We start from the raw sequence: 25,585 nt of genomic DNA, 5'->3' as shown, positions 1-25,585 counted from the left end.
GAAGCGGCAGCCGGGATGGCTGTAACGCGGGATCTTGACCCTTGTGTCTGAACGCCGCTCAAGAGTACGCTCGCGACATTCCGGGCGATGACGTTGGACCGTGACACCGTGTTCAATCCCGGATAGCCATCATGCCGCCATCCCCCCAATCCACATCCGCGCCGTGCCTGATCCTCAACGTCGACGACAACGCCGCGATCCGCTATGCGCGGGGCCGGACGCTGGCGCAGGCCGGATACCGGGTGCTCGAAGCGTCCAGCGGGGAAGAGACTCTCCTCATGGCGGCGACGCTCCGTCCCTCGCTGGTGGTTCTGGACGTGCGTTTGCCCGGCATCGACGGGCTCGAAGTCTGCAAACGGCTGAAAGCCGATCCCGACACGGATCATGTGATGGTGCTGCAAGTCTCGTCCGCGCGCAGTACGACGCTCGACGTGGTGGCCGGCCTGGAGGGCGGCGCGGACGCGTACCTCACCGAGCCGATCGAGCCGCTCGAATTGCTTGCCACCGTCCGGGCGCTCCTCCGTCTGGCCGATCGCCAGGAGGACAATCTCCGGCTCATCCGCCGGGTGAGCCAGTCGGAGCGGCAGTTCGTCGAAGCGACGGAAGCGGCGGACTGCGGCTTGTGGGACTGGGACATTCAGTCGGGCGCCCTGCAATGGTTTGGCGCGCACGAACGGTTGGCCGGCATGCAGCCGGGGAGCTTCAGCGGCAAAATCGACGTCTTCACGCAGATCCTCCATCCCGACGACCGCGCCCGGGTGTGGGGACGGCTCCGGGACTCGATGGCGCGCCGCGACGAGCGCTTCGCCGACGAATATCGCTTCGTCCATCCGGACGGCGGCGTTCATTGGATGGCGGCCGTCGGCCGGTTCTTTTATGACGACGCCGGTCAGGCCGTCCGCATGACCGGCGTCGTGCAGGACATCACGGCGCGCAAGGAGGCGGAAGCGCGGCAGCGGATCGAAGCGGAACGCAACCGGCTGCTCGCGCAGGCGGCGGAGCAATTGCTGACCACGTCCGATCCCCGCGCACTGATGCCGGCCGTGTTCGAGACCGTGCGGCGGCACTTGAATTTGGACGGCTACTTCCACTACCGCGCAGACGCGGAGGGAACCAGTCTGCATCTCGTGTCCTGTGCCGGCGTGCCGGAAGACGTGCTCCCCGCCGTGCAACAGCTGGTCTTCGGGCAGGCCCTCTGCGGCTCGGCCGCCCGGCTCCGGTCAGCGACGGTGCGGGAACGGCTGCACGAGTCGGACGAACCGGCCGCTCAATTGGTCAAGTCTCTCGGCGTGCGGGCCTATGTTTGTCATCCCTTGATGGTCGGGGAGCGACTGCTCGGCACGCTGTCGTTCGCCAGCAAGGGCCGCGACCGCTTTTCCGCCGATGACATCGTCTTCATGCGCACGATGTGTCGCTACGCGGCGGCGGCGATGGAACGGCTGCGGCTGGTCGCGGATACGATCGAACGCACCGAGGAGCGTATGCGCGCGGAAGCAGAGTTGCGCCGCAGCCGGGACGCGTTTTTCGACCTCGTGCAGGACGCGCCTTTCGGCGTCTATGTGATCGATCAGGAATTTCGGATACATCAAGTCAACGCCGGCGCGCAGAAAGTGTTCACCAACGTGCGGCCGTTGATCGGGCGGGACTTCGCGGAAGCCTTGCGGATCATCTGGCCGGAGCCCTTCGCGACCGAGGCGATCGGGCATTTCCGGCGCACGCTGGCGACCGGCGAATCATACATCGCACCCAGCCTAACCCACCGGCGTCAGGACTCGGACGAGGTCGAATCGTACGAGTGGCAGATCCACCGCGTGGCGCTGCCCGGCGGCCGGTTCGGAGTCGTCTGCTATTTTTATGAATCCACCGCGATACGGCAGGCCCAGGACGCGCTGCAGGAGAGCGAAGCACGGCTGCGCGCCATCTTGGACCGCGCGCCCGCGGCGATCTTCATCAAGGATCGAGACGGCCGCAGCCTGTTCATGAACGAGGAGTGCGCCCGCGTGTTCGGCTTCGAACGGGATCGAACCTCGGGCAAGACCGAATATGAGCTGTTTCCACCGGCGCTGGCCGACCAGTTCAGAACCAACGATCAGGTCGTCTGGGAATCCGGCCAGGCCCACAGTCTCGAAGAGCAAATCCCACAGGCCGACGGCGTCCACACCTTCGTCTCTCACAAGTTTTTGTTGCGCGACCCGGACGGCGCGCCCTACGCCCTCTGCGGCATCGCCACCGACATCACCGAACGCAAGCAGCAAGAGGAAGAGCTGCGCCGGTGGAAGGATGAATTGGAAGTGCGCGTGCTGGAGCGGACGCAGGAGTTGCAGGCGTCGCAGGAGCGGCTGCGGGCGCTGGGCTCGCAATTGGCCGTGACCGAACAGCGCGAACGTCAGAAACTGGCCCGGGACCTCCACGACTATCTGGCCCAGATGCTCGCCGTGGGGCGGATGAAAATGAGTCTGGCTAAAAAGCAGCCGGACCTGTCGCCCGCGAGCGCCGCCGTGCTCCAGGATATCGACGCCGTCTTCCAGCAGGCCTTGACCTACACGCGCACGTTGATCGCCGAGCTGAGCCCGCCCTCCTTCCGCGACTATGGGCTCTTGGCGGCGCTGAAGTGGCTGGGCGAGCGGATGGAAAAAGACGGGCTGTGGGTGCAGGTGCAGGCCACCTGCGCGCAGGTGCCGCTGTCCGAGGAGCAGGCCGTGCTGGTGTTTCAGTGCGTGCGGGAGCTGCTGTTCAACGTCCTGAAGCACGCGGGCGTGAGCGAAGCCACGCTGCGCTGCGCCGTTGAGGGCGGGGACGTCCGGGTGGCCGTCGAGGACCGGGGCAAGGGCATGGACGCGGACGCCCTGTCCCGCGCCGCCGAACCGGGCCATTTGGGCCTGTTCGCCGTGCGCGAACGGATGGAGGCGCTGGGCGGACGGTTGGAAATAGAGTCGGCGCCGGGCCGGGGGACCACCGTGACGGTCGTGCTGCCGCAGGTCAGCATTGAGCAGGACAGCGTTGAGCGTTGAGTAAAAGCGCGCCATCCCTTCCTCTCTCAATGCTCAAAGCGTTCACACTCAACGTTCTGAGGAGGGGGCATGAGAAGTTTTGAAGAGCTGATCGCCTGGCAGAAAGCGAGAGGGCTGACGAAAGCTATCTACATGGAGAGTCGCCATGGCGCTCTTACCAAGGACTACGGACTTGCGTCACAGATTCAACGAGCCGCCGTGTCCGTCATGTCTAATATCGCCGAAGGATTCGAGAGGAACAGACGTACCGAATTCCATCAGTTTCTCTCCGTGGCTAAATCTTCTTGTGCTGAAGTTCGCTCTCATCTGTATGTGGCCTACGATGCCGACTATCTTGACAAGGCGAAGTTCGGACGACTGCTGAATCAGGCGGAAGAGGTGAGCCGAATCGTCGGCGCGCTCAGGAAGACAGTTGCCGGGCAACGGGATGCTGTGAAGAAGGCTTGAGCAGGTATGAGAGCCTTTGGAGCGCTACCTCAATGCTCAACGCTTTCTTGCTCAACGCTGTCGTGATCCCTTGAACAGCCCATGACGGACATCCAGTCGCAATCTCCTCCTCAGCAGCCCGTCGGCATCCCACGGGGGCCGGTCGCCTATGCGGGCCTGGCCGCCATCTTCGCCGTCGTCGGCTGGCTGGATTTCAATCTGCCGCTGGGGCTGGCGTTGTGGCTTCTGTACCTCGTGCCGATCTGGCTCTCCTCGCGCGTCGTCCCGTTCGACCATCGGCTCGTGTTTGCCGGGGCGGTCACGACGATGGGGCTGGTCGCGACATCGTTCTTCTTTTCGCCGGCGGGCGCGCCCACGTGGATTTCCGGCGTGAATCGCGGCATCGGCATCCTGTTGGTCTGGATCGTCGCGCTCTTGTTGGTCCGGGCGCGGCGCAATGAAGCGGCGTTGCTGGGAAGCGAGGAGCAATTCCGGGCCAATTTCGAGATGGCCGCCGTCGGGCAGGCGCAGGTGGACGCGAACACCGGGCTCTTCATCCGGGTGAACGACCGGTTTTGCGCCATCACCGGGTACGAGCGGGACGCCTTGCTGCAGATGCGGCCGCGCGATCTCACCCACCCCGACGATCGCCCGGCCGAGGATCCGGAAATCGAGCGCATTCTGCGCGGCGAGAGCGAGGAGTTCCACAACGAAAAGCGGTACGTGACGAAGCAGGGCACGATCCGCTGGGTCCGTGTCTCGGCGCGGCTCATCCGCGATCAGGCCCAGCGCCCCTTGCGCACCATCGCCGCGGTCGAAGACATTACCGAGCGCAAAGAGGCGGAAACCGCGTTGTTGAACCTGACCGGCGAATTGGAGCGGCGCGTCGCCGAGCGCACCAGAGACCTCGCCGACTCTCAAGAGCGCTTGCGGGCGCTGACCACCGAGCTGAATGTGGCGGAGCAGCGCGAACGGCGGCGTCTCGCCGCCGAGTTGCACGATTATCTGGCCCAAATGTTGGTGGTCGGCCGACTCAAGCTGAGCCAGGCCCTGCAGAAGCTGGGGCCGGGCGCGCCGCGGGAGCCGATCCAGGAAGCGGACGAGATCTTCGACCGCTCGCTGACCTACACCCGCTCGCTGGTGGCGCAGCTCGTGCCGCCGGTGCTGGAGCAGTTCGGCCTGTCCGCCGCCCTGCTGTGGCTGGGCGAGGAAATGCGCCGCCGGGGTTTGACGGTGGAGGTGGACGTGCCGCGGGAGGCGCCGCCCTTGTCCATCGACCAGGCGGCGCTCCTGTACCAATCGACGCGCGAATTACTCATGAACGTGATGAAACATTCTCAGACGACGCAGGCAGCCGTTACGGTGACGTTCGGGGACGAGCAGCCGCTCGTCGTGACGGTGACCGACCGCGGGGCCGGCTTCGATCCCGCGGTGGCGCAGGTGGCCCGCGACAAGTTCGGGCTGTTCAGCATTCGGGAGCGCATGCAAGCCCTGGGCGGCTCCTTCGCCGTCGAATCGGCCGAGGGGCAGGGTACTATGGCGACGCTCACGCTCCCGCTGCGCGGCGAGGCAGCATTGAGTGGGAAAGCGTTGAGCGTTGAGCTTGAGAATGAAGTAAGAGACGCCGGAACTCTGACTGCTGTACCTCAACGCCCAACGCTTTCTGGCTCAAAGCTACGCGGGGCGAAGATTCGCGTGCTGCTCGTGGACGACCACGCGATGGTGCGCGAGGGGTTGAAAAGCGTGCTGTCGGGCTATCCGGACATCGAAGTGGTCGGCGAGGCCGGGAACGGGGAGGAGGGCATCGAGTTGGCGCGACGCCTGTCGCCGCACATCGTCGTGATGGATGTGAATATGCCGACGGTCGACGGGATCGAAGCCACGCGCCGCATGACCCAGGAGCATCCCAGCATCATCGTCATCGGGCTCTCGGTGAACGCGTCCAAGCAGGTCAAAGAGGCCATGCGGGACGCCGGCGCGGTGACGTTGCTGACGAAGGAATCCGCCGCGGAGTTTCTGTACCAAGCCATCAAGACGGCCGTCGCCAAGTCGGACTTCCCCCGCGAGTCCGAGCAGGAAACGCTGCCGTTCGGAGGGTAACATCGGAGAGTAACAAGTGCCGAGTGCCGAGGTATGAGGGCCGAGTGTCTCCGACTAGGCCCTCGGCCCTGTCTTGCTCGGCGCGGCCCTTTCGTGCTCGGCCCTTCTTACTTACGGGATCTGCGCCGTATTCGCCTTCAACTGCACCGACGAGACCCCGTAGGGCGTGACGTAGGCCACGACCTTGTCGCCAGGCTTGAACTGCGCGCCCAGTTGCGTGCGGGGAGTCAGTTGCAAGATCGTCGCATGGCCTTGCTCGTTCTTGATGACGATCATCGTGGAGAAGACTTGCATCACTTCGCCTTCCACCTGCCCTTGCGGGGCCACGGCGGCCAGGCTCAGCGCGGCATATAGTAAGCCGACCGCTGTGAGCGCCGTCATCGTCGCTGTACGTGTCATCGGTCACCGGCATGGCATTGGAGCAGCTTTGAGCGGGAGAGCGTTGAGCATTGCGTCATGTCGACCGGCCTCAACGCTGGGCTCGCTGCTCCTGTTGTTGGGCGGCTCGCTGCCGCTGGTCCTCCTGAATGGTCGCCGCGCTGCGGAGGATGATGATGGTTTTCGCGTCGCCGTTGGGATAGACCCAGGCGTCGATGCGGTCGCCCGGTTGGAAATGCCCGTATTTCTCGGTGTCGGCCCCGACGTGAATCTTTCCCTCGGCGCCCGCTTCGTCGCGCACGATGTATTCCTCGCCGTTGATCGACACGATATCCACGATAAAGTGTTTCGGGTCTTTCGGGCCGGCTGAGGCGGGCGGGGGGGTGAACAAGAGGCTCCCCAGGACGAACGCCAGCCCGGACAACAACATCATCATCGTCACCTCCATCATGGTGCAGGGGCCGTTCGGGGACCGGCTCCGTCGTCCGCGACGGTGCCCGTCCTGTTCGGACGGGGACAGACACCACGCGCAGACGCGGAGAAGGGTGTCAGTCCCCGAGACGCGGGGAAGAGTGTCGGTCTCCGAGGCTGCTAGTAAAACCAGCGGACGCCGACGAGAAAGTTGAACGACGAGGCGTTCCATTCGTTCGGATTGAGACCTCCGATGGGAGGACCCGTGATATGCGCATGCCCGTCATTGCGCTTCCACGCCAGTTCCGTGTTCAGGGCGAGCGTTTTGGTGATGAAATAGTCGGCGCCCGCCGCGAGACGAAACGCGAAGTTGTTGCTGGGCGAAATGCGGGTGGAACCGATGCCGCCGTCCTCGGAAAAGCTGTTGAAGTTCACCCCGATCCCGGCCGAGCCGTAGGGGTAGACGGGGCCCCAATGGCCCGGGCGTACTTCGATCGTGGGCAGGAACGACACCGTGTCCATGGAGCCCAAGTCGAGCCGCGGCTGCTCGCGGTCGACAGGGCGCCGCTCCCATTCGAGCATGAGGCCGAACATAATCATGTTCGTCACCGCGTACATGCCCTGAAAGTTCAACGCCGGCCCCGTCGCGCTGTCGATGTTGGGGCTGAGCTGTTGAGTCAGCGTCGAAGGCCCGATGCGTCCGCCGAACATCCACTGGCCCGGTGTGGCGCCTCCCGGCGTCCAGGTTTCGGCCAGCCCGTCCAGGGGGCTCCCAAAACCGATCAGGGTAAACGCCGCCAGCGCGCACAGCCAAACGCGGACCGTGCCGGTCGTTACGTAGCCCATGAAGACGGCTCCTTTTTTAGCGTTGAGCAGGACAGCATTGAGCTTTGAGCGAAACCGGGACTCCGAAGTCCCAGCCTCAACGCTCAACGCTTTCTGACTCACCGCTTCTTTTTCCCTCACGTCACCGGCGGCCTGCGGCCCATGATGAAGCTCACCGCCGCGAAGATCAGAAACACGATGAACAGCACGTAGGCGATTTGCGTCGCCGTACCAGCGACCCCGGTCAGGCCGAGGAGCCCGGCGACGATCGCGACGATCAAAAATGTGACCGCCCAACTCAGCATGGTGGCTCCTTTCAACGGAAAGCGTTGAGTCGGACAGCGTTGAGCGTTGGGGGTCGGGTTTTGGGCTTCAGCTCAACGCTCAACGCTGTCTCGCTCAATGCTTCTTAGTGAAACCGCGTCTCCTCCTGGGCGGCCGCCTGCAGGCGCCGCTCGACCTCCTGGGCTTCGCGTTCCCGGTTGGTGTTGCGCAGGATCGCCGCAAAGACTTCCAGGGTGGCCGTCATTTGCGGATCGGTCTTCGCGACGCGGGCCGCTTCGAGGATGGCGAGCGATTTCTGGATGAAGTGCTCCGCCTCCGTGAGCTGCCCTTGAATGGCATAGAAGCTGGACAGAGTTTTCAGTGTCAGCGCGGTGCGGGTGTGGTTGACTCCGAAGCGCTTCAAATTGATTTCGAGGGCCCGCTTCAAGAGCGGTTCGGCCTCGCGATATTTCTGTTGGGTGGCGTAGAGAATGCCGAGGTTCTGCACGGTGGCGCCGACGCCGGGATGGTCGGCGCCGAGACCTTTTTCGCCGATCATCAGCGCCCGGCTGAAGAGCAATTCGGCTTCGGCATTGCGTCCCGCCGTCGCGTAGACGACCGCCAAATCGTTGGCCGCGTCGGCGACCCGGAGGTCCTCGGTCCCGTACTTTTCGGCCTGTTCCAGCGCGGCGATCAGCAGCCGCTCGGCGTCCGCCAACCGGCCTTCCTGCAACGCCTGGAGCCCGCCGCTGCGCCACGTGTTCCAAAGCGTTTCCTGGGAGAAGGCCTCGCCGGACGGCCACAGGCCGATGAGCAGGATCCACAGAAGGGCGGACAGTACGGTGGTCATGGCGCGCCTCTCAAGCGTTCAGACGTTCCACGCTCTGCCGGTGGTGCGACAGCGCAGTCTGCCGGGCCATGTCCGACAGGCAGCTGTCGCAAAACCCGTCGACCAACAAATAATCATCGGTCCCGCCGTCGGACCAGGCTAAAAACGTGGTGGGATCGACCCACTGATCGAATTCAAACATCAAGTGATCGTACGGCGGCTGGATCTTCCAGCAGGAGGCGCAGATGAGCACCGCCTGCCGGAGCTCCTCATGGTCGTCTATTTCCCCCATGTCTTCACTGTACTGCGGGAGGCGTCCTCGCTCGACTAGGGGCAGTCCGTGATTTCGGCGGGCGCGGCCCTAGGCGCGAAGCATTGAGGGGAAAAGCGTTGAGCCTTGAGCGAGTGCCGTTCCCGGAAACTCGATGCGCAACACCATCGTGCTCAACGCTTCGGGTCAGAAGTACAGATGCAGGCCGACGCCGTACCAGCTGACCGCTCGGGTGTAGAACTGTCCGTCGGGGGAGCGGCCGTCGTAATATTCGGCCAGCAGTTGGATTTGCCGGTCGCCGATGCGGGCGTTTTCGAATTGCACGCCGGCGAGGATCGACCGATTGATCGTCCAGTTCATCCGCTCGTGGCATTGGAAGTCGGCGTAGGCCACCGGGCGCAGGCGGCCGCCCCAATAGGTCCGCGGGCTCATCAACTCCACGCCCCACTGCGTCGTGCCGCGTCCCAGGTCCGCCGGCTGGCGGTGAACGATGTACCCCGCTCCTCCGTAGAGCCGCAGCCAGGCGAACACGTTATAGGACAGCTTCATATCGACTTCCTCGTAACTCAGGTTGACCCGCGTGACCTGCGGATTGTTGAGGATGAACTCGTCCCCCAAGTGCGAGCTCTGGTGCTGGACCCGGATGAATCCGGACAGCGGCCCGCGACGATAGCTGCTCAGGAAGCCGACCCGATAGTCGGCGTTCACGAGATCGATGGAGGCCGAGTCGATATCGAAGAGGCTGAAGACGCCGGCTTGGACGCCGAACTCCCATTCGCCGCCGAAGAACGACCGGTTACGGTAGATGGAAAGGGTTTCTCCGAAATTGGCGGCGAAGGTCTTGGACAGGTTCAGCCCTTCCGTGAAGTTGCGGTACGCGATGGAGAAGTGCGGCCACCGGGGATCGGCGTGCAGGGGCGAAAAGAGGAGCCCATGCGGCAGCCAGTTCGATTCCTGTGAGGGGATGGTGGTCTGCACGGCGTCCGGCGCTGCGGGCGCCTTGGCGGGGTCGGCTTCCCGCACCTCTACGCGCGTGACCCCCGGAATCTGTTGCAGCGCCGACTCGACTTTCCGGCGATCGACGTTTCCGTACGCCTTGCCGGTGACGATAACCCGTCCGTTGCGGACTTCCACGACGGCGTCCGTAACGTTGAACTCGTGTTGCAGGATGCCCGTCGCATAGCCCGCGATGAATTCGTCGGAGGTGAGGGCGGCGGCGGGCCAAACCAGGGCAAGGGCGAGGAAGAAAGCGGCAAGGGCCGAGCGCCGAGTCAACGACATGAACGAGTGTCCTCGGCCCCCGGCCCTTTCCGGCCTAGAAGTGGAAGTTGAGACCGATGGTGATCATGTGGCCGTTGTCGTCGAACTTCTTGTCGACGATGTTCTGGTCCCGTGACTCCACTTTTTCCAGCCAGATGTACCGGTACGTGCCGTCGACGGACCAATGTCGATTGAGAAAGAGCTGCAGTCCGCCGCCGGCGTGCAGGCCGAACCGATTTTGGGTGTCGTCGAACCCTCCCGGTCCTTTCACGGTGGTGTAGTACCATCCGCCGCCGCCGAGGATGAACGGCGCGAGCCGGGTGGTGCCCAACGGATAGATCAGGGCCGACACTTGGACCGGATAGGAGTGAACCCGCGTTCCGTTAAAGTCGTTGCGGCGGTAGTCGGCCGATCCCTCGATCGCAAAATAGCGGGAAGGATACACGCGCAACTGGGCTCCGCCGAACCAATTGTCTTCACCGTCTTTCGGGTTGAAATAGGTCGCCCGGCCTCCGAGCATCAGCGGTCCGATGTCCACCTGATGGAACAAGCCCTCATCGTGATCGGTTCGGTGATCGGCCGAAACCCATGCGGCCGGCAGGACCGTCATCGCGCCCACCCAGCCGGCGACCATCGCGATGTATCGCAGTTGCAAACGGCAGAACATGGTCCTCCTTTCCATTTCAGGGCCGAGGAACGAGGGCCGAGGTACGAGTCCCCGGCCCTCCGGTGCTCGCCCCCGGCAAGCCTGTTACTTCTCCAGCTTGGCCATGCCGGTCTGCGCGTCGACGTAGACCGTTTGGCTCTTGTTGTTCTTGTCGATGATTTCGATCTTCCAGACGGTCTTCCCGTCGTTTTTCCCGAGGTCCGCTTCGGCGGCCCGTCCGGGCACTTCCTTGACCGCATTCCGGATGGCGTCTTCCAGGTTGATCTTGGCGTTGGAGATCAATTCCTTGTTGGTCTCGAAGAGCGCCCAGGCCGGGCTCGCCGCCACGGCGAGGATCATGCCGGTTACGATGGTGAATCGTCTCATGTGTGCCTCCTCTTTCATCGTGAGTTAGTCAGTTGGCCGTAATGCGTCCTGCTATTGTTCTAACGCGCCTCCACGCGCGGAACGACTGTCCGTGTCCCTAGGGGAGAGGGGAAGCGGGCCCGAGTCGGCGGACCGGGCGGGGTCGCGATCACGTCCGCGGCCGGAGACGCGGGCCGGGGACGGACGTATCCATCTGGAGGAGCGCCAGCGAGCGCCCGTGGAGATCGTAGCGGTCGCCTTCGGCGCGCAGGGGGGCGCGGGCGGGAATCACCGGCTGCATGGTGTCCACCACCAGTTGCCACGGCCTCGGTTCGGGATGCGCGGGCAGTTGAAAGGGGATCGTTTCGTGATGGGCGTTCATCAGGAGCAGGAACGTATCGTCGCGGATGGGATTGCCGAGATGGTCCCGCTCCTCGATCCGGTCGCCGGCCAATTGCACGCCGAGACAGCGGACATAGCCCTGCTGCCAGTCCTTCGGCGTCATTTCGTGGCCGTCGGGACGGAACCATGACAGGTCCTTGATGTCGGCGCCGTAGATGCTGCGTCCTTGAAAGAACTGCCGGCGCCGGAACACGGGATGCGCGGCCCGCAGCATCAGGAGCGCCGTGGTGAACCGCAGGAACGCCTCGTCGTCCGGCGAGCGCGCCCAGTCGATCCAGCTGATCGCGTTGTCCTGGCAGTACGCGTTGTTGTTCCCCTGCTGGGTCCGTCCGAGTTCGTCGCCGCCGCAGATCATGGGGACGCCCTGCGACAGCAGCAGCGTGGCCAAGATGTTCCGCTTCTGCCTCCACCGCAGTTGGAGGATCGCCGGATCGTCGGTAGGGCCTTCGACGCCGCAATTCCAGCTTTGATTGTCGTCCCATCCGTCCTGGTTGTCTTCGCGGTTGGCCTCGTTGTGTTTGTGGTTGTAGGACACCAAGTCATGCAGCGTGAACCCGTCGTGCGCGGTGACGAAGTTGATGCTGGCGAAGGGCCGGCGGCCGCTGGCCTCGTACAAATCGCTGCTGCCCGACAGGCGGTAGCCGAGCTCGCTTACCTGCCCGCCGTCGCCCTTCCAGTAGCGCCGGATCGTGTCGCGGTAGCGGCCGTTCCATTCGGCCCATCCGGCGGGGAAGTTGCCGACCTGATAGCCCCCTTCGCCGATGTCCCAGGGCTCGGCGATCAGTTTGACCTGCGACAGGACCGGGTCCTGCTGGATGATGTCGAAGAAGCCGCCGAGGCGGTCCACGTCGTGGAGCTCGCGCGCGAGCGCGGCGGCGAGGTCGAAGCGAAATCCGTCCACGTGCATCTCCAGCGTCCAATACCGCAAGCTGTCCATGATGAGCTGCAAGGTCCGCTGATGCCGGACGTTCAACGTGTTGCCGGTGCCGGTATAGTCCATGTAGTAGCGCGGCTCGTCGGGCTTCAACCGGTAATAGGCGGCGTTGTCGATGCCGCGAAAGCAGAGGGTGGGTCCGAGGTGATTGCCCTCCGCCGTGTGGTTGTACACCACGTCCAGAATGACTTCGATGCCGGCGCTGTGGAGCGTTTTCACCATCGTTTTGAATTGATTGACGACGAGCTCCGGCTGGGCCGCGTACCGCGGCTCGGGCGCGAAGTAGCCGATGGAGTTGTAGCCCCAGTAATTCGTGAGCCCCTTGTCCAGCAGGTGCTGATCGTCGACGAGGGCGTGCACGGGGAGCAACTCGATCGCGCTCACGCCGAGCCGTTGGAGATATTCGATGACGGGGCGCGTCGCCAGACCGGCATAGGTGCCGCGCAAGGCGTCCGGCACGAGCGGATGCCGCATGGTGAAGCCCCGCACATGCGCTTCATAGATGACGGTTTCGCTCCAGGGCCGGCGGAGCGGACGGTCGTCCCCCCACGTGAACGCCTGTTCGATCACGACGGACTTCGGAACGTGGGGCGCGTTGTTGCGGTCGTCGAACGAGAGGTCGGCGTCGGGATCGCCGATGCGGTAGCCGAACATGGCGTCGGACCACTGCACGCGGCCCTGCAGCGCTTTGGCGTACGGATCGATCAACAGCTTGTTCGGATTGAAGCGATGACCGGCCCGGGGCTCGTACGGGCCGTGCACGCGGAATCCGTACAACTGGCCGGGGCGGACTTCCGGGAGGAAGATGTGCCAGACCTGGTTCGTCCGTTCCTCGAGGCGGATGACGTGGGTTTCCTTTTCCTGGTCCGCCCGGTCGAAGAGGCACAGCTCGACCGCCGTGGCGTTTTCGGAGAACAGGGCGAAGTTGACCCCTTCTCCGTCCCAGGTCGCTCCCAGCGGGTAAGGGTGGCCCGGTCTGGACATCAGCCGGCTCATGGCATCCGGCCCGCTATTGCTTGGCCAAGAGGCTCGCCAAGTCCTCGGCGTGCTCCTCTTCCTTGGCCGTCACCTCTTCCAGCAGACGGCGGGTGGTGGGATCGTCCCCGCCGATGTACTCGATCATCTCCCGATAGCTGTCGATGGCGATCCGCTCGGCGATCAGGTCCTCTTTGATCATGTCCTCCAGCGTCGTGCCTTCGGCGTATTCCGAATGGCTGCGGTCGAGAATGCCGGCCGGAGAGAAATTCGGCTCGCCGCCCAACTGCACGATGCGTTCGGCGAGCGCGTCGGCGTGCGCCTGTTCTTCCTGCGCGTGCTGCAGGAACTCGCTTTTCACGCTGTCGGAGTGGATGCCCTTGGCCATGAAGTAGTGGCGCCGGTAGCGCAGCGTGCAGACCAATTCGGTGGCGAGTGCTTCGTTGAGCAGCCGGAGCACGACCTCGGGCTTGCCTTTGTAGCCGGCGGTGACCGCGCCGTCCTGAATTTGCTGCCGGGCCCGGTCGCGAATGGCCTGGACGTCCATGGTGAACGATCCGTCTCTCATGGTAGTTCTCCTCTCTGGTAGTCAAGTGGGACAGTGCCGAGGGCCGAGGTTCGAGCGAAAGACAGGCGGAGCCGTATCGGTGCTCGTTCCTCGGCCCTGTCTTGCTCGGCTCCATTGCTTTACTTTCCCTGTTCTCGTATCTCCGCCAGCCACGTCGCGGCGGCGCCCGGCATGACGGCGCCGGCGACATCGAGCAGCGACAGGACGCCCGCCACGGCGCCGCGGTCATCCAAGACCGGGACGGCGCGCCGGCGGCGCGCCGCCATCAGGCGGGCCGCGTCGGCCAGGATCGCCTCCTCGCTGCACGCGAGGGGCTCCCCCGACGGCAGCACCTGCCGTACCGGGATATGCTCCGGATGGGTCTGTTGCGTCGCTCCCTGCGTGGCCACGTCGTGCTCCGTCACGATCCCGAGGAGCCGGGAGCCGTCGGCGACGACGAGCGCGTCCGTCCGATGATCGCGCATGAGCTGCGCCGCTTCCCGGACCGACGTCTCCGGACTGATCGTCACGATGCGGCGGGTCATGACATCCCGCACCGGCCGGTCTTCCCCCGGCAACACGCCGTACCGTTCATCCGGCGTCGATTCGAGGTAGAGGCCGCTCGGGCGCCGGCGTGGGCCTGTCCTCTCCATAGATGAGCGTACCCCGGCGGCCGGCGCACGGCGTACTCGGGACACCCCCAGCCTATTTGGCGCGGCCGCCAAGGGTCCCACCCAGTTTCTCGGTCGCCGGGGTTATTGATAGAGTATTCGATGATGGGCGCGGAGCCGCGGTGCTGGCCGTTTTTCTCCGGTTGAATTCGCGGACACAGATAGATAATGATGGGGTCGAGCACCTGAACTGCGGTAGGGGCTCGTTATGCCTCAGGAACCGATACGGCGATGTCTAGAGCGAACGTCCTGCTTGTCGACGATCATCCCTTGGTGTTGGACAGTCTCCGGCAGTTGCTCGAGCCGCAGTTCACGGTCGTCGGGTCCGCGCACGACGCCCAAGAGCTGCTGAGCCTCGCCAAGGAGCTGCACCCCGACGTGGTGTTGCTCGACGCGATGCTGCCCGGTCTGAGCGGCTTCGACGCCGCGCGGCAACTGAAGATTCTCCTCCCCTCCGTCAAGATCATTCTGGTGACGATGTTGACCGAAGCGATTTCGGTGAGCGAAGCGTTTCGCGCCGGCGCCTCGGGCTATGTGCTGAAGCAGTCGGCGTCGGATGAGTTGCATGCGGCGATCGATGCGGTGATGGCGAACCGGCGGTTCGTGTCGCGCAAAATCGACGCCGACGTGCGGGAGGCCGTCGAGCATGAATGGTTCAGGCCGGAGGGCTATTCCAGCGATCTGACCGGACGCCAGCGCGAGATTCTCGTGCTGCTGGCGGACGGACGCTCGACGAAGGACATCGCCCAGCAGCTGAACATTTCCATGAAGACGGTGGAATTCCACAAAGCGAACATCACCCGCAAGCTCGGCGTCCACACCACCTCCGACCTCATCAAGTTCGCCCTGGCCCAGGGCATCACGTCGCTGTAGAAGGTCAGCATTGAGCAAGAGAGCTTTGAGCATTGAGAGGCGCACGGGTGCATTCTCAACGCTCAATGCTGTTCTCAGTGGATCGAAGTCAATCCCGCGGAGATGGCGTACTTGGTCAGCTCCGCCGCGGTGCGCAGGCGGAGCTCTTTCATGATGCGCGTCTTGTGAAACTCGACGGTTTTGATCGACACGTTGAGGATCGACGCGATCTCTTTCGTCGCCTTCCCTTCGGCGACCAACTGCAGCACTTCGCGCTGGCGGGAGCTGAGCGTTTGCGCGAACCCGTTGGCCTCGCCCGACCCTGACGGATTCACCGCTTGATCGACGAGACTCTGCGTGACCATCGGCGACACGAAGGTGCGTCCCTTCATCACTTCCCGGATCGCCTGCACCAGTTCGGAGCCGACCGACTGCTTCAGCACGTAGCCCGACACGCCGACGCGAAACGCCTGCGTCACGAAGTTGGGCTCGGAGTGCATGGTGAGGATGATGATCTTGATGTTGGGATTCGTCTTCTTCACGTGCTGCGACGCGTCGAGTCCGTTCAACAGCGGCAGCGAGATGTCGACGACCGCGATGTCGGGCTGCAATTTTGCCGCGGCGGCGACCAGGGACCGCCCGTCGGCCACGATCCCGACCAGTTCAAACTCCGGCTCCAGCAGTTTCTGAATGCCTTCGGCGACGAGCACGTGATCATCCGCCAAGAGAACACGGCATATGTCAGACATCGGATTTCCTATTTCAAGCTTTGGTTGTATCGGTGACGGAGGAGAGAAACCGTTTGCCTTGCGTTTAGTGAAAGTGTACTGAGTTCGTCGGGCAGACTCAAGACGCAAGATACAACGGGTCGATATTTTTTTGCGCTAGGGGATGCCCTAGTTGAACGGCGGGCTTTGTACGCCATGCTGGAGGAGCGGAGCGGATGCGAATTCTGGTGTTGAACTGCGGCAGTTCGTCGATGAAATGGTGCGACGCCGAGATCGCGGCCTCCGCGACGCCGGCGGTCCGGGTCGCCCGCGCCGGCCGGATCGATGGCATCGGCGCCGAGGCGCGATGGACCGACCGCTCCGGGGCGGCGCCCCGCGGCGGCGAGACGCGCGCCGTGCGCGACATGCGCGAGGCCGTGGCGTGGCTCGCGGACGAGTGGGGCGGCCGTCCGATCGACGCGGTGGGGCATCGTGTCGTACACGGCGGCCGCCGTTTCACCGACACCACGATCCTCACGCCGGCGGTGCGGGCGGACCTCCGGCGCCTGTCGGACCTCGCGCCGCTGCACAATCCGCCGGCGCTCGACGCGATCGAGGCGACTCGGACGTGGCTGGGAGACGCCGTGCCCATGGCGGCGTCGTTCGACACGGCCTTTCATCGCTCGCTGCCGGCCCGCGCGGCCGCCTACGCGCTGCCTCGGCCGCTGGCGGCGAAACACGACATCAGGCGGTACGGCTTCCACGGCATCGCCCATGCGTCGATGGTGCGCCTGTATGCCGAGGCGCAGGCGAGGGCGCAGGACACCGTCCGCGCCGTCACGCTGCAGTTGGGGCACGGCTGTTCGGTGACGGCCGTCCGCGAGGGCCGATCGGTGGACACCTCGATGGGCTTCACGCCGCTCGAAGGCCTGGTGATGGGCACGCGGTCCGGCGACGTGGATCCGGCGCTCGTCGCCTATCTGGCGCGGCGCGAAGGGATGGACGTGCAGGACGTCGAACGGCTGCTGAACGAACGCTCCGGCCTGCTGGGCCTGTCCGAGCTGTCGAGCCACATGGACGTGCTGGAATCCGCGGCGGCGCAAGGTCACGCCCAGGCGGCCTTCGCCATCGACGTCTTCTGCTATCGGGCCAAAAAATATGTCGGCGCCTATCTCGCCGCGTTGGGCGGCGCGGACGCCGTCATCTTCGGCGGCGGCATCGGAGAACGGTCGTCGTCGGTGCGGGCGAAGATCTGCGCGGAAATGGAATGGTGCGGCGTGACGTTGGACGACGCGCGCAACCGCGCCGCCGTCTCCGTCGCGGCGGGGGACATGGTCATGATCGGCCGAGAGTCGTCTCGTATCGCCGTGTACGTCGCGGGCGTCGATGAAGAACGCGAGATCGCGCGCGACACCTGGCGGGCGCTGAGTGAGAAGCGTTGAGCGGCAAAGCATTGAGCATTGAGGTAAAGGACGAAAGCCCAACGCTCAACGCTTTCTTACTCAACGCTCATGTAAAGGAAGGAGGCGCTCGATGGCACGTGATACGGGAACGGATGCGGTGGCCGGCGGATTGGAGACATTGACGCGCGAGGACACGGCGGCGATGGAGCGCTATCGGCGCGCCGCCAATTATCTGTCCGCGGCGCAAATCTACCTGTGCGCCAATCCTCTCTTGGAAGAACCGCTGCGTCCCGAGCACATCAAGGACCGGCTGCTGGGCCATTGGGGCACCGCGCCCGGCATCAACGTGATCTACCAGCACCTGAACCGGCTGATCGTCAAAACGGACGCGAGTATCCTGCTCGTCACCGGGCCGGGACACGGCGCGGCGGCGAATCTGGCGAACATGTATCTCGAAGGGACGTTGACGGAGTATTTTCCCGAGCTCACGCAGGACCTCGCCGGCCTCACGCGCTTCGTCACTTGGTTTTCGTGGCCCGATCGGTTTCCCAGCCACTTGTCGCCGCTGTACCCCGGCGTGATCCACGAGGGCGGGGAATTGGGCTATGCGTTGGCTACCGCTTTCGGCGCCGTCCTGGACAATCCGGATCTCATCGTGGCCTGCATCGTCGGCGACGGGGAGGCGGAAACGGGCCCGACGGCCGGAGCCTGGCACAGCAGCAAGTTCATCAATCCCGCGACCGACGGCGCGGTGCTGCCCATTCTGCACCTGAACGACTTCAAGATCGCCAATCCGACCATTTTCGCTTCGATGAACGACGACGAGTTGACGGCGTTGTTCGCCGGCTACGGCTACGCGCCCCGCATCGTGTCGCTCGGCGGGCGGATCGACGAGGATCTGGCGCGCGCGATGGCCTGGGCCTATCAGGACATCCGGGCGCTGCAGCAGCGGGCGCGGGGAGGCGAGATCGTCGACCGGCCGCGGTGGCCCCTGCTGATTCTGCGCACGCCGAAGGGCTGGACCGGTCCGTCCGACATCGACGGCATCCGCATCGAAGGCACGTTCCACGCCCATCAAGTTCCGGCGAAGGACGCCAAGAAGAATCCGAAGCATCTGCGGGTGATCGAATCCTGGCTGCGGTCCTATCGCCCATGGGAGCTGTTCGATGCGGAAGGCCGGCCGGCCGAGGATCTGCGCGCCGCCTGCCCGCGCGGCGACCGCCGGATGGCGATGAATCCGCACGCGGACGGTGGCGCCATGCGCCGGCCGCTTGTCTTGCCGTCGCTGCCGGACCTGGCGGTCGATGTGACGACGCGGGGGCACGTCGTCCGGAGCAACGTCGGGCAACTCGGCCTCTATCTGCGGGACCTGCTGCGGCTCAATCGCGCGGCGAAAAACTTCCGTATCATGTGCCCCGACGAACTGGAATCCAACCGTCTGGGCGCGGTACTCGAGGTCACGGACCGCCAATATGTCTGGCCTCTTCCGGACGGCACGGAGCAAACCAGCCGCGAAGGCCGCGTCATGGAAGTGTTGAGCGAGCACAACTGTCAAGGGTGGCTGCAGGGCTATCTGCTGACCGGCCGGCACGGCCTGTTCCCCTGCTACGAGGCTTTCGTGCATATCGTCGACGGCATGATGAATCAGTACGCCAAGTTTCTGAAATCCTCGCTCGAAGTGCCGTGGCGGAAACCGATTTCGTCGCTGAATTATCTGCTGACGTCGGAGGCGTGGCGGCAGGAGCACAACGGGTACTCCCATCAAGGGCCGGGGTTCATCAACAATTTGCTGACCAAGAAGGGGTACATCTATCGCATTTATCTGCCGCCCGACGCCAACACACTGCTCGTGACGATGGAGCGGTGCCTCCAGGCGACGGATTCCATCAATCTCATCGTCTCCGGCAAGCAGCCGATGCCGCAATGGCTGACGTACGACGAGGCGGTGGATCACTGCCGCGTCGGCGCCTCCATCTGGCGGTGGGCCAGCATGCATCACGGCGAGGATCCGGATATTCTGTTCGCCTGCTCGGGCGACAACCTGACGCTGGAATCGCTCGCCGCCGTGTCGATTCTGAAAGCCGAGGCGCCCGAGTGGCGGGTGCGGCTGGTGAGCGTGACGGATCTGCTGGTGCTCGGCATTCCGCAAAAGTATCCGCGCGGGCTGGACGAAGCGCACTTTCAGCGCCTGTTTCCGCTCGGCTGTCCCGTCGTCTACAACTTCCACGGCTATACCGCGGCGATCAAGCAATTGTTGTGGGAGCGGCCGCGCAACGACCGGTTCGATTTGAACGGCTATCGGGAGGAGGGGACGACCACCACGCCGTTCGACATGTTGGTGCAGAACCGGTGCAGCCGTTACCATCTGGTGATTCAAGCGGCGCAGAAAGTGGCGGCCCGGCATCCCGAGCGCGCCGCCCTCGCGGAGGCGCTCATCGTGAAGTACGAGCGCCGCCTGGCGGAGCATCGCCGGTACATCCGGGAAAAAGGAAAAGATCCGGCGGACATCACCGAGTGGAAGTGGCCGGGACCGTGATCTCGCTCTGGGACCTCGGCCGCATGGCGCCAGGGTTCGCCTGGTGCGCGCGGAGATTTCCTTGATGCGTCCTCAGGTGTTTCCCGCCGTCGTTTTCGGGGTTTCTCCCGTTCATCCCATCACCGTTCGGACAATGTGTCTCGCCTTCGCTGATTTCCGGACAGCTTGTCCGTGAAGCGATTCCCGCTCCCTGGAATTTTCCCTTGAAAAGCGGCGCCGGATCTCCAACCGCCAAGCGGTGCGGTTCTTGCTGAAGCGTCGGCCGCGCTCATCAGCTGTGCGAGACGGCAGAGCAGGTCTGCGCGTCTTCCTGATGGAAGGTCCCGCGGATGGGCGCTCGGCAACAGCTGCGGAGCCGCGGGACGGATCATCTGAAAGGAGAGGTGTGTTATGAACCGTGTCAGCGTGCCTGGAAGGTCGCGCGCGCGAGGGGGCTCCATTCTTCACGGTCTCGTACGCAGTGCATTGATCGCACTGCCGCTGGCCATGGTCTCTTGCGGCGGGGGGGACGACGGCGGCGGGGGTGGCGGCGGTGGCGGGGGGAATAATCCTCCCTCCGGGGGGAGCACGGCGACCCAATTCGCCTATGTGATCAATTCGGGTGCCGATACCATTCAGGCCTATCGATCGGACCCCGACGGGACGTTGACACCCATCGGCACACCTCCCACACCGCTCGCAACGGGAGACTTCCCCCACCATGTGAGAGTCGATCCGCGGGGACGGTTCGTGTATGTGTCCAACCACTCGAGCACATTCCTCTCCGGCTATCGGATCAATCAAGACGGGACGCTCGCTCCCATGAATTCGGGAGTCGGGTCTCCCGTGACCGGAACTCTTCCAGGTGAGGCTGGGTCTCATTCCTCGGTGATTGATGAGACCGGACAGTTTCTCTATGTGATTGCCGGACCGGAAACCGCGGCCAGTACCTTGAGGGCCTATCGTATCGACACCACCCCCGGACCCACGTTGGGGAATCTCACGGCGCTCACCGCAGCCGGCGGCAGTTTCCCTGTGGGCGTGCATGCGCATAACATGACTCTGTCGCCAAACAATCTGTTCCTGTACACGGCGAGCGAGGGCTCGGGCGAAGTGCATGCGTTCAGCCGAGATACAACCACCGGATTATTGACGCCGCGGGGAGTGACGTCCGGGCTGCCCGGCGTACAGGCCGTGACGGTCGATCCACAGAGCCGATTCGTCTATGCCTCGTATCCGAACGTAGTGGAGGTGCTCGAGATCGGCGCCGACGGCTCATTGACGCGATTCTCCCCTCCGCGCACCGTCTCCACCGGCAACGGGCCGCACGCGCTCACCATCCATCCCAACGGGCGGTTCCTCTACGTTGCGAATATCGCCGATGCGTCGATTAGTGTGTACCGCGTGGATCCGAACACTGGATCCCTCACTTCTATAGAAACGGAGCCGACCGGAAACAATCCGAATTACGTGATCGTCCATCCGAACCTGACGACTCTGTACACCGCGGACGCCATACCGAATCAGGTGTCGCGGTTCACGATCAATCAAGACGGGACGCTGGCTCCCGCCGGTACGGTTCCAGCCGGGGCCGGCGCCAACGGGATCGGCACGACGAAGTTCTAGAGGGCGCTGAGCCCAAGCCATGGCCCGGGCCTGTGATCGCCACGGCGATCACAGGCTCACCGGCCTTGTACGGCGTGGGAAATCTGCTATGCTGCCGCCGGTTTTGATCCGGAGGCGGAAGGCATGGCGGAGAACGAATCGGCCACAGTCGTCATCACCGGCGCATCGACCGGCATCGGCGCCGCGTGCGCCGCCGGCCTCGATCGACTCGGGTGGCGGGTGTTCGCCGGCGTAAGGCGGATGGAGGACGGGGAGCAGCTTCGCCTTCGCTGCTCCACACGATTGACGCCGGTGCCGCTCGACGTGACGGACGCGCACTCGATCGCGGCGGCGACAGCATTCGTGCAATCCTCGGTCGGGCCGGCCGGGCTCGCGGGACTGGTCAACAATGCCGGCATCGCGGTCGCCGGTCCGTTGGAGGCGGTGCCGCTCGCCGGATGGCGCCGGCAACTGGAGGTGAACGTCCTCGGCCCGGTGGCGGTGACTCAGACCTTTCTGCCCCTGCTGCGCGCGGGGCGGGGACGGATCGTCAACATGGGGTCGATCGCCGGGCGCGCGGCCATGCCGCTGATGGGGCCGTACTCGGCGTCGAAGTATGCGTTGGAGGCGATCACCGACGCGCTACGGCTGGAACTGCTGCCCTGGGGCATCCGCGTGGCGATCATCGAGCCGGGAGCGATCGCCACGCCGATCTGGGACAAGTCGGGCCGCGACGCCGCGGCGTTGGAGGCTTCCGTCCCGCCGGAGACGGCGCGTCTTTATGCGGACGCCGCCGCGTCGGTGCGGCGCGCGGTGGACAAGGCCGCGCGGAGGGCGATCGCGCCGGACGCGGTCGTCGAGGCCGTCGTCCATGCCTTGACGGCGCCGCGGCCGAAGTCGCGCTACCTCGTCGGCTGGGATGCGAAGGTGCGGGCGCTCATGGCGACACTGTTGCCGGTTCGGCTCGCCGACAAGCTGCTCGTGGCGGTCTTGAACCTTCCTCATTGAATCGGAATCGGCGTCCCCCGCGGACCGCCGAACCCCAGGTCCTGTTTCGACACATCGAACGCGAAGCGCAGTTGCACGGCGACGTATTGCTGAACGAGGCTGTCGCGATCCAAGGGCAGGTCCTGCTCCCGGTAGACGGCCAATTCCATGTTGCGCCAGCGCACGGCCAGCCCGATGATCCAATCCAATTCGGTCGGCTTCGCCTGATTGCTCGATTCGCGATCCGTGAACATGTTGACGTCGCCGTAGAGCACCACTCGGTTCTTGTAAAGATCCAGGTCGGCGTGCGCGACGTACCGGAAGAGCGCGCGGCCGGTATTGTCCGGCCGCGCGAAGTAACTGCTGTTGTGAAAGAGCCAGCCGGCGCCCGCATACATCGTGAGCGCCTGGTTCGGCCAGAGCCGGCGCCACCAGGCCATGTCTTGCGCCGAGCTGAGCTGGGCCGTGACCAGCACGTCGGCGTAGGCCTGTTTCAAGCCGCTGCGGTCGAGGGGCGCGTCGCGCTCGTATTGCAGGCGCCACCCGATACGATCGACGGCGCCGGTGAAGGCGTAGGTGCCGTCCCACTCGGTGAGCGTGATCCAGCCTTTCGTGCGGTCGGAGAAAAAGTTTTGATCGGTGTAAAAGCTGAGATAGTGGCGATAGAGATCGGTTTCCAGATGCAGCATGTGGCGCAGACCCACCAAGCCCGTATTGTCGGGCCGGGCGGCAAACGACGGATTGGACACGAACGCCGCCGTGAGGAAATAGCCGCCGAAGAGGCTCTCTTCAGCCTCCCGCACGCCGCCGGCCGCCTCTTCCAGGGAAGGGAGCGGCCGGCCGTATTTTTCGAGGGCCTGAGACGGGTCCGCGCAGACCAGGAGCAGCGCCTGCGCCCAGACCAGCCTCCAGAGACGCCGACCACTCATAGCGCTAGGAGTATCATGATTCGCACTGGTCAGCCAGGGGGGAAAACGCGGCGCTACCGTTGCGAAATGCAGAGATCGAAAATGGCTTCGCAGTCGTTCGACGCGTCAATGGCGGGGGGCTCAAACCGGTACACGACGTCCGTCACCCGTTCCTCGGCCACGACCACGGTCGCCCAGCAGCCGTGGCGGATCGCTGAAAAAGTCCCTTTCCCGACCGGAGGCGACGCCTCGAGCACCGGCGCTTCGCGATAGTAGTACAGGAGCGTGACGCCGTCGTGGGCCTGCTCTCTCCTGGGGGCGCCGGCGCAGGCGAGCACCGCCGCCTTCGATTGCCCGATCAGGCGCTGTTGATTGGAGTACTGTCCGACCACGGCCGGTCCCGCGCAGCCGAAGGCGGCGAGCAGGCACAAGCCCGCGATGCGATGAAGGGCGGCGGACATGGCGCGGGAGTGAAGGGTATGAACGACATTGAGCGGCAAAGCGGTGAGCGTCAAAACCTCAAAGCTCAACGCTGTCTTGCTCAACGCCGTGTGTGCTCCTTGCGCCTCTTGCAGTCCCGAAAGGGAAAAGGCCACGGGCAGGAAGATCACCCGACCAGGTCGGGATTCAGACGATTGAGAGGCCGCACCGAAAGGGCTTTGATCTCGTTGTAGACGATGGTCCGGCCGGCTTGGCGCAGGCGGTTGAAGATGCCTTCGACGATGACTTGATCGCCTTCGCGGACTTCGGCCTGCCCGAGGCTGACGACTTTCAAGGTGCCGGCATGATCCTGAAGGAGGAAGCCGTAGGCCGGTTGTCCTTGGCGATTGGTGGCCAGCTGGACGTTCGTCACCTTGCCGCTCACGACGACATCCTGATGATCGTATTGCTCGGGATGCGCCAGCAATTCGGCGATCTCGATGAGCCCCGCTTCGGCGGGCAGGCCGCTCAGCACGTTGGAAAGAAATGCGGAAAGAAAAAACAGCAGGGTCAGCAGGCTGGCAAATGACCGGATCACCGAGTGCATGGGCATGACGGGGCGATTATACCGCAAACCGCGGGGATGGCAAGCCTGGATTTTTTCTTACCACTTGTCCGAGGCCCGGCCGCTGACATCTTCGCCGATGAAATTGTGCAAAATCTGTTTTTGCAGCTCGGTGATCTCCGGCTTGCCGGCTTCGGCCGGTCCCTCGATCGCGCCGGCTTCCGCTTTCGGTTTCGGGGCCGTCCGTTTCAGCAGTTCCTCGTCCAGCGCGTCCGGGCCGGTGTCGGTGTCCTGTTGGATGGCCACGAGCCGCTGGAGCCCGAACAACGTGCGCGTGCTTTCGCTGTGCATCGCGTTGGAGCTCGCGCCGAAGACCAGCGAGTTCCAAAATTTCACCTCCGTCTGTTCGGGAATGCCGATCAGCGCGTAGGCGGTCAGTTTTTCGATCAAGGCCGTCTCGGTCTGTTCCAATCCGTCGTACGTCGCGATCGACCGCTCGACCGGCGTGCGGGCGAGCACCGCCAAGGTCTCTTTCCAGAGATCGAGGGGCGGCGCCTGCGCGGGGTTGACCGCCGCTCCGGTGAGCTTGGCCTGCAGCGCATGCAGGTACTGGGATAGGAATTTCACTTTCCGGGCGGCCAACGTGCCGGCCGGGATGCCCCAAATGTGGCCGATCTCATGGTCCTGAAGGACCGTTTGATCCGATGTCTGCCGTTCACGCTCGGCCAGATCCAGCCGCTTCCTGAACCGCTCGGCGAAGCGCAACAGGGTTTGCATCTCGATGGCGAGCCGGTGCTTTTGATAGTCCTCCGCCGAGATCTCCTCTTTGTCCCACCGCTCTTCCAGCACGCGCAGCGCCGGCCGCGGGACGGCCACGCGGGCCTGCTCCTTCAATTCCTTCAGCGTCCCGGCGGACACTCCGCGATCGCTCAGCAGGGCTGCGGCCCGGTCGGCCATCGCTTCCGCCGTTTCGGCGAGCTTTTTCAAGGCGACGCACTGCAGCCAGGTTCGCTCGCGGCGCAAGCGGGCGCGCCGTCGATATTCGTCGCGCCGGCTGGTCATGGCCGCAATGGATTCCTGGGTCATGGTGGTGATCGGCTTCGTACCGGACACACAGCGGGGATCCGGACGGTCGGACACCATGAAGAGGATCTCGTCGTGCGTGACGTCCAGATGTTGGATCAGCAGGAGCCGCAGCATGATCCGGCCTTGAATAGGCAGGCCGGCGATGACCTCCTGAATCAACTCGGCGGTCAGGGGAGAAGTGGCGACGGCTAGTGTCATGTGTGTCTCAGAATTCTTACAGG

General features: G+C 64.3%; 25 protein-coding genes. 8 read left to right on the top strand and 17 right to left on the bottom strand.

What is annotated here, in order from left to right; genetic code table 11:
• Positions 1–131 precede the first annotated feature (131 nt).
• From NITMOv2_RS11810 to NITMOv2_RS11800, 3 genes are all read left to right on the top strand, one after another.
• Positions 132–3,011 (top strand): PAS domain-containing protein, encoded by a 2,880-nt coding sequence (locus tag NITMOv2_RS11810; protein ID WP_053380058.1) that lies wholly within the window; start codon positions 132–134, stop codon positions 3,009–3,011.
• Positions 3,012–3,080: 69 nt separating this feature from the next.
• Entirely contained in the window at positions 3,081–3,458 is a 378-nt protein-coding gene (locus NITMOv2_RS11805) for a four helix bundle protein (RefSeq protein ID WP_053380057.1), read from the top strand.
• A gap of 81 nt (positions 3,459–3,539) precedes the next feature.
• The gene (locus NITMOv2_RS11800; RefSeq protein ID WP_053380056.1) at positions 3,540–5,537 is read left to right on the top strand and encodes an ATP-binding response regulator; all 1,998 of its coding nucleotides are present in this window, start codon (positions 3,540–3,542) and stop codon (positions 5,535–5,537) included.
• 111 nt (positions 5,538–5,648) lie between these two features.
• Here the strand turns inward: NITMOv2_RS11800 and NITMOv2_RS11795 are convergent, their stop codons facing one another.
• From NITMOv2_RS11795 to NITMOv2_RS11745, 12 genes are all read right to left on the bottom strand, one after another.
• On the bottom strand, positions 5,649–5,936 hold the full coding sequence (locus NITMOv2_RS11795) for a hypothetical protein (protein ID WP_145976297.1): 288 nt from the start codon (positions 5,934–5,936) through the stop codon (positions 5,649–5,651).
• A 70-nt stretch (positions 5,937–6,006) separates the two neighbouring features.
• The gene (locus tag NITMOv2_RS11790; RefSeq protein ID WP_145976296.1) at positions 6,007–6,351 is read right to left on the bottom strand and encodes a hypothetical protein; all 345 of its coding nucleotides are present in this window, start codon (positions 6,349–6,351) and stop codon (positions 6,007–6,009) included.
• Positions 6,352–6,506: 155 nt separating this feature from the next.
• A complete protein-coding gene (locus NITMOv2_RS11785; protein WP_053380053.1) occupies positions 6,507–7,172 on the bottom strand; it encodes an outer membrane beta-barrel protein in 666 nt (221 codons plus the stop codon).
• Positions 7,173–7,288: 116 nt separating this feature from the next.
• Entirely contained in the window at positions 7,289–7,456 is a 168-nt protein-coding gene (locus NITMOv2_RS22755) for a DUF1328 domain-containing protein (protein WP_083447965.1), read from the bottom strand.
• Between the two features lie 104 nt (positions 7,457–7,560).
• Positions 7,561–8,265 carry a tetratricopeptide repeat protein gene (locus tag NITMOv2_RS11780; RefSeq protein WP_053380052.1) on the bottom strand — a complete coding sequence of 235 codons (705 nt, stop codon included), beginning with the start codon at positions 8,263–8,265 and terminating at the stop codon, positions 7,561–7,563.
• Between the two features lie 10 nt (positions 8,266–8,275).
• Positions 8,276–8,536 carry a hypothetical protein gene (locus NITMOv2_RS11775; protein ID WP_053380051.1) on the bottom strand — a complete coding sequence of 87 codons (261 nt, stop codon included), beginning with the start codon at positions 8,534–8,536 and terminating at the stop codon, positions 8,276–8,278.
• Positions 8,537–8,701: 165 nt separating this feature from the next.
• Positions 8,702–9,796, bottom strand: a complete 1,095-nt coding sequence (locus tag NITMOv2_RS11770; RefSeq protein ID WP_053380050.1) for a DUF1207 domain-containing protein — start codon at positions 9,794–9,796, stop codon at positions 8,702–8,704.
• Between the two features lie 34 nt (positions 9,797–9,830).
• On the bottom strand, positions 9,831–10,442 hold the full coding sequence (locus NITMOv2_RS11765; RefSeq protein WP_053380049.1) for an outer membrane protein: 612 nt from the start codon (positions 10,440–10,442) through the stop codon (positions 9,831–9,833).
• 84 nt (positions 10,443–10,526) lie between these two features.
• Positions 10,527–10,808, bottom strand: coding sequence for a PepSY domain-containing protein (locus NITMOv2_RS11760; RefSeq protein WP_053380048.1), 282 nt, complete (start codon positions 10,806–10,808; stop codon positions 10,527–10,529).
• Positions 10,809–10,956: 148 nt separating this feature from the next.
• On the bottom strand, positions 10,957–13,107 hold the full coding sequence (gene glgX, locus NITMOv2_RS11755) for a glycogen debranching protein GlgX (RefSeq protein ID WP_202967209.1): 2,151 nt from the start codon (positions 13,105–13,107) through the stop codon (positions 10,957–10,959).
• A 25-nt stretch (positions 13,108–13,132) separates the two neighbouring features.
• Positions 13,133–13,666: a ferritin-like domain-containing protein gene (locus NITMOv2_RS11750; protein ID WP_053380046.1), complete on the bottom strand. Its 534-nt coding sequence runs from the start codon at positions 13,664–13,666 to the stop codon at positions 13,133–13,135.
• A 119-nt stretch (positions 13,667–13,785) separates the two neighbouring features.
• Positions 13,786–14,298: a CBS domain-containing protein gene (locus NITMOv2_RS11745; protein WP_083447962.1), complete on the bottom strand. Its 513-nt coding sequence runs from the start codon at positions 14,296–14,298 to the stop codon at positions 13,786–13,788.
• A 249-nt stretch (positions 14,299–14,547) separates the two neighbouring features.
• Here NITMOv2_RS11745 and NITMOv2_RS11740 point away from each other — a divergent pair, with 249 nt between their 5' ends.
• Positions 14,548–15,189 (top strand): response regulator, encoded by a 642-nt coding sequence (locus NITMOv2_RS11740; protein WP_053380044.1) that lies wholly within the window; start codon positions 14,548–14,550, stop codon positions 15,187–15,189.
• Between the two features lie 74 nt (positions 15,190–15,263).
• Here NITMOv2_RS11740 and NITMOv2_RS11735 read toward each other — a convergent pair whose 3' ends face one another.
• Positions 15,264–15,917: a response regulator gene (locus NITMOv2_RS11735; protein ID WP_053380043.1), complete on the bottom strand. Its 654-nt coding sequence runs from the start codon at positions 15,915–15,917 to the stop codon at positions 15,264–15,266.
• A gap of 194 nt (positions 15,918–16,111) precedes the next feature.
• Between NITMOv2_RS11735 and NITMOv2_RS11730 the strand changes: the two genes are divergently transcribed.
• The 4 genes from NITMOv2_RS11730 (at position 16,112) to NITMOv2_RS11715 (ending at position 22,406) form a co-directional block, all read left to right on the top strand.
• Positions 16,112–17,317, top strand: coding sequence for an acetate/propionate family kinase (locus tag NITMOv2_RS11730; RefSeq protein WP_053380042.1), 1,206 nt, complete (start codon positions 16,112–16,114; stop codon positions 17,315–17,317).
• 91 nt (positions 17,318–17,408) lie between these two features.
• Positions 17,409–19,814 carry a phosphoketolase family protein gene (locus tag NITMOv2_RS11725; RefSeq protein ID WP_053380041.1) on the top strand — a complete coding sequence of 802 codons (2,406 nt, stop codon included), beginning with the start codon at positions 17,409–17,411 and terminating at the stop codon, positions 19,812–19,814.
• 390 nt (positions 19,815–20,204) lie between these two features.
• On the top strand, positions 20,205–21,419 hold the full coding sequence (locus NITMOv2_RS11720; protein WP_053380040.1) for a lactonase family protein: 1,215 nt from the start codon (positions 20,205–20,207) through the stop codon (positions 21,417–21,419).
• Positions 21,420–21,542: 123 nt separating this feature from the next.
• Entirely contained in the window at positions 21,543–22,406 is an 864-nt protein-coding gene (locus NITMOv2_RS11715) for an SDR family oxidoreductase (protein ID WP_053380039.1), read from the top strand.
• On the opposite strand, the gene NITMOv2_RS11710 is transcribed toward NITMOv2_RS11715, so the two are convergent.
• From NITMOv2_RS11710 to NITMOv2_RS11695, 4 genes are all read right to left on the bottom strand, one after another.
• Positions 22,400–23,314, bottom strand: coding sequence for a hypothetical protein (locus NITMOv2_RS11710; protein ID WP_053380038.1), 915 nt, complete (start codon positions 23,312–23,314; stop codon positions 22,400–22,402). The two genes, NITMOv2_RS11715 and NITMOv2_RS11710, sit on opposite strands and share 7 nt — an antisense overlap.
• A gap of 53 nt (positions 23,315–23,367) precedes the next feature.
• Positions 23,368–23,838: a hypothetical protein gene (locus NITMOv2_RS11705; protein WP_145976295.1), complete on the bottom strand. Its 471-nt coding sequence runs from the start codon at positions 23,836–23,838 to the stop codon at positions 23,368–23,370.
• 62 nt (positions 23,839–23,900) lie between these two features.
• Entirely contained in the window at positions 23,901–24,326 is a 426-nt protein-coding gene (locus NITMOv2_RS11700; protein WP_145976294.1) for a hypothetical protein, read from the bottom strand.
• Between the two features lie 51 nt (positions 24,327–24,377).
• Complete coding sequence (locus NITMOv2_RS11695; protein ID WP_053380035.1) at positions 24,378–25,562, bottom strand: hypothetical protein; 1,185 nt, start codon at positions 25,560–25,562, stop codon at positions 24,378–24,380.
• Between the last annotated feature and the right edge of the window lie 23 nt (positions 25,563–25,585).

This window comes from Nitrospira moscoviensis (assembly GCF_001273775.1).
Lineage (GTDB): Bacteria > Nitrospirota > Nitrospiria > Nitrospirales > Nitrospiraceae > Nitrospira_D > Nitrospira_D moscoviensis.
This window is presented reverse-complemented; position numbering and strand designations above follow the sequence as displayed.